This window comes from Pleionea sediminis (assembly GCF_007570825.1).
In the GTDB taxonomy this organism is placed as follows: Bacteria; Pseudomonadota; Gammaproteobacteria; order Enterobacterales; family Kangiellaceae; genus Pleionea; species Pleionea sediminis.
Map to the genome: position 1 here is coordinate 652,511 of NZ_SUNB01000001.1, position 13,665 is coordinate 666,175.

Genomic DNA, 13,665 nt, shown 5'->3' on the forward strand with positions numbered 1-13,665 from the left:
CTTCCTGCATTATTATTAATTTTTAACGCGCGTTATAAAATCAGATAAGAATATAGCCTAGATAGCGCTATTACAATAATTCCGCCTTTCCTTTCTATTAGGCGAAAGAACCAAAATTTAAAGAGTGTTCCGTTCAATCACCGCTGCCTGTGAGATTTGCAGCGCATTCCACAATATCCAATATAAACGTAGCTCGAATGTTACTCGAGAGTGGTTTACAGAGTTAGTACTCATTTTGATAAAAATCTTACAAAATATCGCTCAGCTCCCATTAAAACAGCATTGATGAGAATGCATTAAAGGCCAGGAGCCCCCATGAATTGGGCAATATATAGCCAAGCAGAACAAGATGCTCACAAAACATCCAAGTAGAAGTCATCTTATCAATTTGTTCATGTTGTCCATTTAAAGAATTGGCTCAAAGGATTCAGAGAACTCAGCCAGGCGGAAAAAGCCATGGTTTTCAAATTCCTGAAAATAAGTTGTCAGGGAGAGAATGTATTGGTGTAACGCGAACGGCTCAAGTTGATCGCCATAATGTTTTAGATAAGGATAAATTGATAATACTGAATTTAATGTAGCTACCTGAGCCTTAGACAGCCCCATCTCAGCTTCCTGTATAAAGTTAATATGAATCAATTCCAACGCTTCAACAACCCGACTTAAAATTGGTTCCACTTCATTCGGCTTTACCAGAGATGTCAACAACTGCCGCATTTTATCGAGCTGTTGCGATGACAACTCAGCTGAAATGGCCAACTGTATGGGGTGAAAATGTTTTTTAATATCAGATAAGGTCAAATCGAGAAATAAGACTAACTCACGCAACGCTGAAGATGTCGGTACAGCCTTACCTTGCTTCATTAAATCTTTTTGCAAATGAAATTCGATAACATCGGCCGTTAACTCAGCCAACACCGCGTTATTGGCAACCGCTAGTTTTCGAGAATAATAAGCAAAGAAAAATTCTGTTAGAACCGACACAATCTCGTTCGAACTTTGTTCCTGACCTAGTGAAACCTTACTCAGATCTGCAGGCTTTTTTAAATCGGCCAAGTATCGATACAAATGCTCGAACTCGCACAAGTTTTCTTGCCAGGCATGACCATAGGCGTCGTGCACTAAAAAGGCATCAGCTGTTTTTCGCGGCAGTAAGAAAACCATCGTAATTAACGTATCTCTTATCGCCACTTCCGTCAGTTGAAAATTGTATTCAGCAGCAAGAAACCCTTGAATGTCTGTAATCAATTGGTCATTAACCTTGATCGAAGACCACTCACCCACGGCAGGAAAATTGGCCCGCTGACTGTTTGACTCCAGGTTAAGAGTATTCAACAACTCACCTATCGCTAAATGGTCATCTAATGAAAAGTGACGACTTGAGTCGAGGCCATGTTCCGAAAAGTCAAAAATAAAAAACAAAGTTGCATTAGTGAGCGTTATATCAATGGTGTCGTGACTCAGAGCTTTAATCCCTGTGACGCTTTCAAATAAAATGTTGTGGCTCAATCCAGTCGCAAGCCGCTTTTGAAAGAAATCGACAATGCCTCTTTTTACATGAAGATTCGAAATAATATAGTCTGTTTCTGACTTAATTCGACTTACATCGCTGCTTGTGAGACTGAACTTATCTTTTATCCGATTCAAAAACTCAGTGCGTTCTGAAAGGCTGTATGCCAATGGTTGAGGGAATTGAGACAACAGCTCACTTTGTAACGAATCGTACTTTACTCGGCCAATACTCTCCGACAAAAATGAAGACAGGTACATCCCTTTCGCCAAAACAAAGTTTGGCGATAAATCTGATGACTGAAAAGCAGGTTTTAACGATTTGCTCGCAGGCTGGTAGCCTGAATAACAGGCTAAAATATCTTGCTCAAAAGCTAAGGTTTCGCTTGTCGAAAATGCCTCACCTTTTTCAACAAGGTCACACAAACGCTGAATAACCGCCATTTCTGAGCTCGATACAGCGGCGTATAACTCGGGAATTATCGTCTCAAAAATTGTTCGTTCCGATACCATGCTATTCTTCAATTTTCCTGCTCGCCTTAAATTCCACTAATTCTCAAACTCAACCTGAGCCACTAATGATAGGTAAATCCAGAAAACTGTTCAATCACGTTTACTTGAAAATCGCTAAGTCTTTAATAGAAAAAGTCGGTGAGAGCATCCCCTCAAAAAGAAGCTAAGGAGTGTTTAATCCCAAATAAGCGATTATAATCTTCAGATTTTGACGAATAATTAATTCAATACGGTATCCAATATGGCAGATAGCGCCCCTTTCGTTGGCTTAGTGCTAACAACCTACATCTTGTTAAGTATGGTCGCGTCCAAACGTTTAAAAAAAGCGGACAAACCTATTGGCTTTTTTGTCTTAGTTTGGGTGCTTCCTGTTGTTGGAGCGTTGGCGATTATTGTTTTTGAAAAGTCAATCATTACTCAAGAAGAAAACGACTTTAATAGCCGACTGATTGACATCAATATTCCTGATAAAATTGAACTATCGAATGGTGATATTGTTGACGTACCAAAAGTAAAAGGTAAAGAAAATCATTTAACTCTCGATCTAGATGCGTTATTAAACTCTCTTGACGGATGCACCGACGAGTCATTACACGATGAACTTAAGTACAAGATACGACGTATTTGGTTACAATCAGTTACTCAATGGTTAGGCAAAACCTGGAACCTCTATGAAGATGATTACAGTGTCATTTTAAGCGCTCACAATAGTGAAGAAGTTGTGCCTATTTCAAAAAGCGTTCGTTTTTATCAGTCCATAATTAAGAAAACACTCCTTAACCTCGCGGAATTTTGTCCCATTGATAAGTCAGTTATTTTTATCTTCGATAATGAAGATATTTATTATTCGTATGTTGCTCAGTTCTATAAAGAAGACGGAGAATATGCCCCATCGGGAGGTGTCTTTATCAATATTCCTTTTCCCCATTTGATTGTTAAAAGCCCATCATTAATGGATTCCGAACCGACATTGATTCACGAAATGACACACAGCTCATTGCATAAATACCATTTGCCGGTTTGGATTGATGAGGGCTTAGCACAAAATATGGAAATCCAGTGTGGCTTTCAAAATGCGGTCAGAGAAAATAACTTAGCACAAAAACATTTGGGGTACTGGAGTAAAGAAAAAGGAAAACGATTTTGGTCCGGAGAATCATTTTCTACCAGCGGGACTGAATCTGAGTTAGCTTACGACCTAGCCCGGATTCTTGTTCAACTTATCGTAAAAGACTGGGATAACTTTGTCGACTTTGTTCATAATTTATCTTATGAGGACTCTGGATTAACTGCTGCGAAAAACTATTTAAATATTGACTTAGAAGAGTTTGTTGAACATCTATAGAATAGTTGATTACCGGGTCGTGAATTATAATTTATAACATTGAGTCAACTGAGGAAAAATATAGAAAATCCCAACCTAAAATTAAGAAAACGTATAATGGCTCAAATCTACTTCCGATGTTTTCGGTCTAACACTTTAATCAGCTCATTCAATAGACGGTTTTTACATAGCTATTTTTCTAGAATAGCGATGCATAAACAACATTAGCTCTGGCAACCGTTCAATATCCATCTTAGCAAAGACTCGTTCTTTATAGGTGTGAACGGTTTTGCTAGCGACGCCAAGTAAACTAGCGATCTCCTTAACTGCGACTCTTTGTGCGATGAGTTTTGCGACTTCTTGCTCACGCTTTGATAGTTCTTGAAATTTACATTGGTCTTTCTCAATATTAACTTGGTATTTCTGAAATTCTTCGGAAGAATTAAAAAACAAACCAGACTGCACTCGATAAATGGCATTCAATATATCCTTGAATGACTGGCTTTTTGATACAACCGACTTTATACCTGCGTCTTGATAGATTAAAAGGCGCCGCTGACTGATTTCTTTATCAACCAATAAAATAATCAGTAAAGCAGGATGGCATTTTAATAGAGCTTCAGAAACAGTAAGACCATCATTATCTATTAGCGATTCTTCAATTACTAAAATCGAAGCTTTGCTGCTTTCAATCTCAGAAATGGTTTCTGCTCCTCGGCTCGACTCACCAACAATCTCAATATCGGGCTGCAACAGTAATTGATACATTAATGCCTCTCGATATAGAAGTTTATCAATAGTCACAAACAGTCGACTTTTCGATAAAGGGCTCATAATGTAGTTCTCTAGTAATATTATTAATAAGGAGTTAAAGAGGTAGCGTGTTGCCAAAATCTCTCATCAAAGTACAAACTCTCCGACAGATAATAGGCACAACGTTTATGATTAGAGATTAATAATTGAGATGGAGGATTGGAATATAACTTAAGATATATTTGAATGCAGATATACCATATTGAGAACCTAGAGGCAGTTCAAATAACAAACAAAACAAACAAATAGTGATATGAAACTTTAGAAATTGAACCCAAACAAAAGAGTAGCACAATAAACATCCAAACTTTTGAAAGTAAAGGCGCTTTTAATTGTGACGACTCTATAGTTTTAGTGGAGCATATAGGTCTGTGTCTTTTTCGCCTCAATAACCGCGGCAACTCGATTCTTAACATTTAGTTTCTTGAAAATATTATTGCAGTGAATCTTTACCGTTCCCTTACTGATATTGAGAGAATTCGCTATTGCCTCGTTTGAAAGTCCTTCTTCAATAAGCTTAATTACATCGAACTCTCTCTTAGTTAAAGCAACTTCACTTTGACTTAACGTATGATTCTTGCATTTATTCGTTTTTCTTTTGTTTAACATTAAGCTTTTCGATTTTATCCCAGTTATAAAATCAGAAGCCTCTTCATCGGATATTAAACTCAGTAGCTTTGTTAACTCAACATTGAAACACAAAAGCTGCTGATAATACCCACCTTTTTCTGCCGATTCGATAGCTTTCAAAAACACTCGCTTTGCATTTTCAAGGTCGCCTAAATTCAAATGACAAACAGCACTTAAAAGATAATTAACCGTTAAATACACCGCATAGGACTTACCCTTTATAACCTGTCTATCTTCAGTTAACGACGTTAATGAAAAATCATATTCTTGATTCGATATCGCCACCCACTGCAAAACACTCCGATCATAAAGAGATTGAAAGCAAGCCGGTTGCTCAAGTAGTTGCCTAGTCTTCTGGAACCATTTATCGGTTGACGTCTTATCATCTAAATAAGTATTTAAATGGGCCAATATCGATTCATAACTTCTAAAGCCTGCATAATGTAGAAACTGCGTTCCCGAACAATAACTTTTTAGCTTTTCTAACACTGAGAATGCTTGTTCATATTCACGATTGGCAAATAAATTATCGTAATGAAGCACTAATGTTCTAACTATCTGCCAATCGGTTTTACTTTTATCTAAAGTCTGTAATAGTGGCAGCAGAGCATCTTTTGATCTTTCAATGTCACCTTGTTCGCGATAAGGAATACTATAAATTGCCTGCTCCCATCCACCGAAGTTTGTTTGTTCTATATTTAAATGCTTAGCTTTCTCTGAAAAATCATCACACACTCTAATACTGTCATTTAATCGACCGCCGATGAGTTGCATACCCACACAACTCGCGGCACACATAACCATCCATTCAATCTCTTTTTGCTCAAATGCAAGTTGGTATCCTTTGTAAAAAGCCGATTCCGCGTCCCAAATGTTAGCCGCGATATAATTCGAGTACCCTTCTGACAAATATAAAAATGGAGACATTTTTTTCCCTTTAACTCTTATCCCGTCATGATCGGCGACGATTCAAAAAAATCACCGAACGCAAAATATACGGCCGAGAGATATTTTGTATAAATAAAAATGGTGAGATTGATTATCAAAAATATATCACTACTGAAGGTAATATCAATCATGTAATGTATTCCTGCAGGATTAGTTTTAACACTTACATTGATTATTATTCAAAAAGGCTATAGCCAGTCGCTAACTATCCCTTAAATAATGATTACCTTACTTATAAAAAATCCGTTCACTTATCAAAGTGAACGGACTAAACTCATAATCGTTTACTTATTTGATAACTTAGTTAATTGTTACCGTAAATTGACGATGATTTGCATGATTATGGTACAACACTGAACCTTCATGTGTATTCGCTTGAACGAACGTATTAAAAATGGTTTTGATAGAAATCGTATCGCCACTCATCATACACCCAAGCGAACTTGAGCGATTCACCATACTGAATCGTTGCAATCCACCGTATCCTGAATGACCGCTATCCATTGCCTGACCTTCTCTGTAGGCAGTCCAATAATTTGAATTGGACGATAAGATACCAAACACTTCGCCATCTGTTACGCATCGGTCATCATTATGAGCCAAAGCAAACTTTTCATTGTTTCCGATAGACAAACCGGTAGCCTCCAACTTATTTTGGTTATTAGCCAAATTAACATAACGCCCATCAGCAATTTGAAGAGAAACATTTAGAGTCTCAGGAAGAGTCTCCATTGCAGAACTCCAAATAGTCTTTTGACGCGCGTTATCGGTTAACACCAATTGACCATTATTAGTAATAACGATTTTATCAGCAGCTATATCTACTAAAGGAATCGGAGCAGGCATTATTCCATAAAATGAAAGTTTTCCTAATCCGCTTATGGAGACATACTGAGGCGCAATGAACATGCCAAACCGCTCCCAAATAACATGCTCTATATTTTGTGGAGAGCTTCCTTTCGCCAGTTTAAAGTTACCTGACTGATCTAAGAATGCGATGTATTCATTATTCTCTGATATTAAGTATTGTCCTTTCTCAAGAACTTCACCTCTGCTTAATGCGTCTTTCGGCTCAAAAGTATCTTTAAACACAGCCGTATCCAGCATCAGGGTAAAACGAGTATCGAGTGTCAGCAAAGGAGTTTGAACGACATCATTATCTCGTGCCTCAAGCAGATTACCATGATGCGTTCGTAACGAGATAGAGTCACCATGCTGTAAACAACCGGAATTACTGTGATTGATGATAGTAAAACGTTCCCACTCTAAATAGTTTGTACTCGTTGCAGCAACTCTTCCGTCAGGGTAAGCGATGTATAAATGACCATTATTCGTTCGCAAATAAACCTGGTCATTATTTTTGAGGCAGCTTCGACGACCACTGGCAGATCGGTTAACGGGAACAAATTGTATATTTTCCCATTCATTGAAGCCTAACGCAGCAGCATTTACTTCGCCACCACCATTATTTTCAGCCATAACATATTTGTTATTTCGAGTTTTTAATGCAGTAACATTAAGCGAGGTTATATGGTCCTGCTTTGGTGCCGAGAAATAAAAACGCAATCCAATGTTACGGTCTGTGTCGGCTTGTATATATCCGTCATTAATTCCGGTTACTTTGGTATCAATCATACCCCAACGGTTTAGATCTGGATCCCATAACCTAATTTGATTAGAAAATCCCTGGGTAGTACCACTGTTTCGATCAAATTCTTGACCATCATCCGGCCCATTAAACTCAAAACGTAAACTTTCCCAATTTTGCACCCACGGACGATCCGTTTTTATTTTGGTTGCATCCGTCGTTGTCGCCCCTAAAAATTGATCATGCTGACCAGACCCATCACGTTTTAGATAGAAAAAACTATCGTCCTGAAATCGAGTCGTATGATAGCTGTATTGCATTACCGTACCTGCAGCGCGGTATTGACTCATTAGATCTGCATCAACGCCCCATAAATACGTATTTTCCGTAAAATCCAACATATTGCCATCATGCTCTAAAATATGAAACGAAGTCATATCGGGTAATCGATGAAAGTCATGAAACTCAGAAACAGCAATAGTTAAATCAGCACGATTACGATGAAAATCCATATCAGGATTGCTACTAAACACAAAGTTATTTCGCTTATGATCGTAAGTACCGTTAAAAAACATATCGTAACGATTGTGACTCACCGACAAATATTTATTGGTGCTTACGTCTTGTAATGAAAAACGATCTTTCGCTTCAACACATTCACCTGGGTATGAGCGGTTTTTAATTTCAAAACGTGTACCATAATCACTCCAATGCATATTGTCATCATGGTCATTTTTTTGAACAAACTGTTTACGCCCCATATTCTTCATTCGAATAACCGTTCCTTCCGGAATACAGTAGTTTCTAAGAACATCCCGATCCGTATCTCCAAAGAACTGCCATTTTTCTCCGTCTCTATTAACTGTTGGTATAAACGCACCGTCTCTACTTAAAAACGCACTGAAGTAGGTAAGAATCGATACGCTGTCGTTATAGTCGTAAGTTAAACGGTAGTTTGTAATAGGTTGTTCAATAACATTTTCAATGCCAGTAAACAGTTGGAAATTTTGGCCTCCAGAAGAGTCGATTAAATAATTATCCCCTGACTGTAATTGAAAGGTTTTACCATCTTGTCCAGATAAACAACCTGCATCCTCACTCACAAAAGTATAGGTTCTTAGGTCTCCACCATACACATTTTTACTACCTCGATAACCCAAATATAACCCGTACTCCAAATCTTGAACTGAAACCGAATCACCCGATGAAATACATTGATTATTATCAGCATCGGTTTCGAGGTAAATATTAAACTTTTGACTCGGTGATGCTAGGTTACCCAACACATGATGTTGATGCATTTTAATCCAATCAAGCTCATAGCGCGCATGATCAACACTCACTGTTTTAGTGCTTAAAAATGTATCACTATTGACTCCGTACAATGCTACCGAATTAAAACTTTGCGGATAGTTTGAATCCGCAAATGTTGTTCCAACACCAGCAACTCCTATTAAGCTTGCAATTAACGTTTTTCTCCATTGAGTTGATAACATAACTCGTTTTCCTTTAGTGTTTGATTAAGGTGATGCCATTAAAAACAAACAATGTGCAGAGAAAATGCAGAAGAGTTTAAAAACGTTTTTTTCTTAAAAAACATTTTCAAATGAGATTTAAATTGTATTCAATAGAATGCTTTTACCGGTCGAAAAAGCTATAGAGCAACTTAAGAATGATTCGATAAATATAAAAAATAATTGTATTCGACTATTAATTTAGAATTATTAAGAAAGGAGAATACGATGTGTAAAATAACCACCTGAATTTACTCGCTAATCAGATGGCTTTATCCTCAAGAAACCACATCGTTGAATTTGGAACTATAAGACGTAATATCGATATTATATAAAATTAATAGCTGCTTGTGCCTGAGTCTTTCGCAGGTGTCGTACTAGTTGATTGTATCGAAGAGGAGCTACCATCAGGCTTTTTATTAGAAGTTGTCGATTGATTATCGACGGTATCACCAATTTTCACCGTTGTCTGTCCAGCCTCGATGGCCCAATTTGATAAAACACCGTCTAACGTTTTCATATAAAGCGCTTTGGCTTCATCTTTCGTTAACTGATAGTTAGACGAAAATTCACAGGCTCGAAAAAAGAGTTCTCGCGTCATTAGTACGGCAGGCGTTCTTCCAGCAAGCTCAACCTCCTCAGAGTCTTCATCGGTCGTTGCGCTTTTGTCACCACTGGTACTAATTAGTGAAACATCCACGTTACCACCGTCTTTTTGATCAAACGCCGAATCGGGCTGCGGCAAAGAACAAAGATAATGATTATTGTCACGGGTCATTACATAAATTTGTCCCTGACCGGACGTTGTTGTCAAAATATGATTATTGGAGAGTGTACTTTGCGTTGGTTCAGGCGATTCGATCAATGCACAACCACTCAACAACGCCATTAAACTGCTGAAAATAATAAAGTGCTTCATAGTAACCTCTTCTCTCAAGCCATCGGCACGAGCGCATACCGATGGCTATTCCATCAAATATTAATTCATTGCATCCGCTAACCAAGCTGGCGCATCGGTCGGGTAGTATTCTTTTGGATTGAACTCAATTCGAGTCGGAGCATGCTCAGGAGATAAGCCCCAGGTTGAGAGTTTTGTACCGAACCACTGCTCGAAATTCGCAACAACGCCCGGATGCTTCGCTTTGTATCGGTCAACTAATTTAGTGTGTAACACGCCCAGCTCTGTCGCTTTTTTCAACGCCGAACTTAATTGATTGTCATTACCATTGGACGCAATAATGTCAATCCAGGTTAGAGCCTGACCTTCTACATCGCCAAACCAGTTTGGATATTTGGTAATGGAATTTAAATTTCTTACGTAACGCGCCAAGTCCTCACCTTTTACGACAAACATGTGGTAGTCATAAATGTGCGGGCCAGGATTGTTATTCCATTTTTTGATGGAAAAAGCCCAGAGATCGTCTTTATGAATAGGCATAACATCCGTAGTTTGCCATGGAGTCGTACCAAAGACATTCATAGGCCAACCATGTTTTCCAGCTGTAATCGTTGCTATCGAGCCCATGTATTCTGCAGGCTGAGTACCTTGAGGCAAAATATTACCATACGAGCGGCAAGTAACGGTTGACCGATCCTTACCAGACATATCCATATTTGCTCCTAAACGTCCATCCGGAAATGACCAGGGTGTTTCTGGATATTTATACAGGCAGCCTTGAGTACCAGGGCCTTTTTCATAAAAATCCTCATAGAAAAAATTCGCCAGGTCAGTCACACTTTCAAGCGCGGCTCCGGCAATAGCACTGTTCTCACCTTGTATTTTTGCTGCTAACTCAGCCGCCATTTGCTTGCCTTTAGCGGCTGCATCGGCCGAGCTCAAATTATCGATTTCTTCTTGCCCATCTTCTTTTACATAACGACGACGTTCCGATAAAAAGGCCAAACGCACCGTTGATGCAGTCATATAGGTTTTAATCAAAGAAACGAAGTTATCATGGTTCATGTGAACGCCCACTCGGGTCTGAACCGTCCCGGTCTGACTGACAATATCGTTAATGATTTGCCCGTTGTATTTGTAATCCAGCGTGTAGTTGTAGGTATCAATCGAGCTCATGACACTGCCCATTTCCACCTGAACTTCATTGAGTGCAGCGGTGTTGAACCCTTGATCGACAATATTTTGAACTTGCTCTGGGGTCGCCGCAGGATCTTCACCACCAAAAATCGAGCTGAACGCCTCACCAATCAGTAGTCCAGCCACCTTTTCAGCCAGCTTCATTCCCAAATCCGTTGCCGGATTTGCTTCCGCATTTTGTGGATGCATTAAGGAAAAAACCAATGTGCCAGTGGCCAAACTTATTCCGAATTTTTTCAACATGACTAACCCCTCCAGGTAATAATTGGATTTTGAGCAATAACCGCTGTGCATCAAAAACCTTCACAGTATCAATCAACAGGGAATAGGTTATGCGCTAAATGTGCAGGAAATATGCAGAGGGTCAGTTTTTGTAGCTTTATCGAAATAACTCAATCCATCATAACTTTGTTTTTATTGATTTATCACAAGGATGGGTGTGCAAAGAAATGCTACCTTATTTTTAAGGTACTCTTTCGTCTCTTTATCACAGGTGCGCTCTTTATGATCAAGCTATCTATCAACGAACGTCCCGTCGAGGTTGAAGAAGGAGCAACCCTGCTTGATGCTGCTCGCAAGGCTGGCATTTTTATACCGACGCTGTGTCATCATCCGCGGGTAGCCTCTCATGCCGTTTGTCGCATGTGTCTGGTTGACGTTGATGGGCAAGCGCAGCCTGCGTGCGTTACCAAAGCCCAACAAGGTGACCATGTTGTTACCGATAGTATTGAGCTGCGAAAATTTCGAGAAACCGATGCGCAATGGTTATTGTCCCGTCATCCCAATGATTGCATGCGCTGTGAAGTGAATGGCTCATGCCAACTGCAAAATTTAGTTTACGAGAATCAATGGGAAGAAAGCTGGCAAGAAGGCGGGCGTGAAATACCCGTCGGCTCCGCAGAACATCCCGAACATTCACTCACCGATCATACGTCGCCCAGTATCTGGCGTGATTTATCAAAATGCATTGAGTGCGGATTGTGCGCTGAAATATGTGGCGACGCTGGACAACAACAACATGTTATCGGATTTGCTGAGCGCGGTTCGGAGCGGTTACCGGTGACGGTTTTTGATAAACCATTAGCCGAAACCAACTGCATCTCATGCGGCATGTGTACGCTTGTTTGTCCCGTCGGAGCATTAATTGAAGCACCACACTGGCATAAAGTTCTCGATACTCTAAACAGTCGCCGGCGCGTTTCTGTCGTACAAGTTGCTCCAGCGACTCGCATTGCCATCAGTGAAGAGTTTGGCATGAAACCCGGCACCGTAAGTACCGGACGATTGATCAACGCGCTCCGACAGCTCGGGTTCGATTATGTATTCGATACCAACTTTGCCGCCGATCTCACCATCATGGAAGAATCGAGTGAGTTAGTGCAACGACTTAAGCGCGATGAAAATTTACCGCTGTTTACTTCTTGTTGTCCGGGATGGATAAATTGGATCGAGATCAATCGTCCCGAACTTATACCGCACTTAAGCACGACAAAGTCACCGCAACAAATGCATGGTGCTTTAGCGAAACGCGGACGGTTTGCCAGTTCTTTAGGTGAAGACTTTTCAGAGGGCAAGCAAGAACCTTTTGTTGTTAGCGTAATGCCGTGCACCGCAAAGAAAGACGAAGCGCAACGACCGGATGTTTCGGGTGATGTTGATTTTGTATTAACAACTCGCGAATTAGCAAGAATGATTCGCGCGCGCAATATTGCGTTTGGCGCTCTCGAAGACGATGGTGAGTTTGACAATCCTTTAGGTGAAAGTACCGGTGCCGCACAAATATTTGGTGTTACCGGAGGTGTTATGGAAGCCATGGTCCGCACCGCTTCGCACTTAATTGGCAAAGAAGATTCTCTTCCGCTTGAGTGGCAACAATTGCGTGGCGTTAACCAAGGGTTAAAATGCGCCGAGATTCCCGGTGTCGGCAAAGTCGCCATCTGTAACGGTATTGCCTCAGCACAACAATTGTTAGAAAACGATAACTGGAGAGATGAATACGTAGCCATTGAAGTAATGGCTTGTGTCGGTGGTTGCCTCGGCGGTGGTGGTGAACCCAAATCACTCGACCCAATGATTTTACAAAAACGCGCACAGTCTATTTATGAAATCGATAAAAAGGCACCACGCAGACGATCTTACGAAAATCCAGATGTGCAAAAACTTTATGCTAGCGAACTGAATAAACCAAACTCAGCAAAGGCACTACTTCATACCAACTTTGCTGCGCGAAATTCAAAACGACTCCTGTTGATGAAGTTTCTCGATTGTGTCGATCGTCGAGATGGCGAAGGCGCTGCTAATTTATTTCATCCGGAATCGACCTGGAATACAGCATCACCCTTCGGTGTTATTGAAGGAAAGCAAAATATCAAAGAACTCATCAATACCAAACTTCCATCTCGTCAATTCGGTCCCAAATTTCTTCGGCATAAAATGAAGTCGCCAGCAGATATTGACGACCTGACCGTCATCACGCCCTTAGGTGAACACAGTGAATTTAGTATCGAACTTGGTGAAGTTAGTGAAAGCGGTCGAACGAAGCCCGTTATAAAAAGTCTGGTAAGGAAAGTGCTGTAGTCACCTTGCTTCTATCTGACATTCGTTTTAGAGCAAATTATAAGTTTGGTTCAATACTCACTTTTCGCTTGTTCAACTTTCTAGAAATCAAACTCAAATTTGCAAAAATTTACGAAGCAAAAAATAAAACACTATACCTCTTTGCATTGAGCGT

Annotated in this window: 8 protein-coding genes; 2 read left to right on the forward strand and 6 right to left on the reverse strand. The window is 40.0% G+C overall.

The window, feature by feature from the left end; all coding sequences use genetic code 11:
* Positions 1 to 405: 405 nt before the first annotated feature.
* The gene (locus FAX86_RS02590; RefSeq protein WP_144391772.1) at positions 406 to 2,022 is read right to left on the reverse strand and encodes a hypothetical protein; all 1,617 of its coding nucleotides are present in this window, start codon (positions 2,020 to 2,022) and stop codon (positions 406 to 408) included.
* Positions 2,023 to 2,263: 241 nt separating this feature from the next.
* Here FAX86_RS02590 and FAX86_RS02595 point away from each other — a divergent pair, with 241 nt between their 5' ends.
* Positions 2,264 to 3,367, forward strand: a complete 1,104-nt coding sequence (locus tag FAX86_RS02595; protein ID WP_144391773.1) for a hypothetical protein — start codon at positions 2,264 to 2,266, stop codon at positions 3,365 to 3,367.
* A 162-nt stretch (positions 3,368 to 3,529) separates the two neighbouring features.
* Here the strand turns inward: FAX86_RS02595 and FAX86_RS02600 are convergent, their stop codons facing one another.
* From FAX86_RS02600 to FAX86_RS02620, 5 genes are all read right to left on the reverse strand, one after another.
* Complete coding sequence (locus FAX86_RS02600) at positions 3,530 to 4,180, reverse strand: response regulator transcription factor (RefSeq protein ID WP_144391774.1); 651 nt, start codon at positions 4,178 to 4,180, stop codon at positions 3,530 to 3,532.
* Positions 4,181 to 4,510: 330 nt separating this feature from the next.
* A complete protein-coding gene (locus FAX86_RS22115) occupies positions 4,511 to 5,716 on the reverse strand; it encodes a helix-turn-helix domain-containing protein (protein WP_164503431.1) in 1,206 nt (401 codons plus the stop codon).
* Between the two features lie 321 nt (positions 5,717 to 6,037).
* Positions 6,038 to 8,821, reverse strand: coding sequence for a fascin domain-containing protein (locus FAX86_RS02610; protein ID WP_144391775.1), 2,784 nt, complete (start codon positions 8,819 to 8,821; stop codon positions 6,038 to 6,040).
* A 355-nt stretch (positions 8,822 to 9,176) separates the two neighbouring features.
* The gene (locus tag FAX86_RS02615; protein ID WP_144391776.1) at positions 9,177 to 9,758 is read right to left on the reverse strand and encodes a hypothetical protein; all 582 of its coding nucleotides are present in this window, start codon (positions 9,756 to 9,758) and stop codon (positions 9,177 to 9,179) included.
* A 60-nt stretch (positions 9,759 to 9,818) separates the two neighbouring features.
* Positions 9,819 to 11,177: a hypothetical protein gene (locus tag FAX86_RS02620; RefSeq protein ID WP_144391777.1), complete on the reverse strand. Its 1,359-nt coding sequence runs from the start codon at positions 11,175 to 11,177 to the stop codon at positions 9,819 to 9,821.
* A gap of 261 nt (positions 11,178 to 11,438) precedes the next feature.
* Between FAX86_RS02620 and FAX86_RS02625 the strand changes: the two genes are divergently transcribed.
* Complete coding sequence (locus FAX86_RS02625; protein ID WP_144391778.1) at positions 11,439 to 13,511, forward strand: [FeFe] hydrogenase, group A; 2,073 nt, start codon at positions 11,439 to 11,441, stop codon at positions 13,509 to 13,511.
* The last annotated feature ends 154 nt before the right edge of the window (positions 13,512 to 13,665 follow it).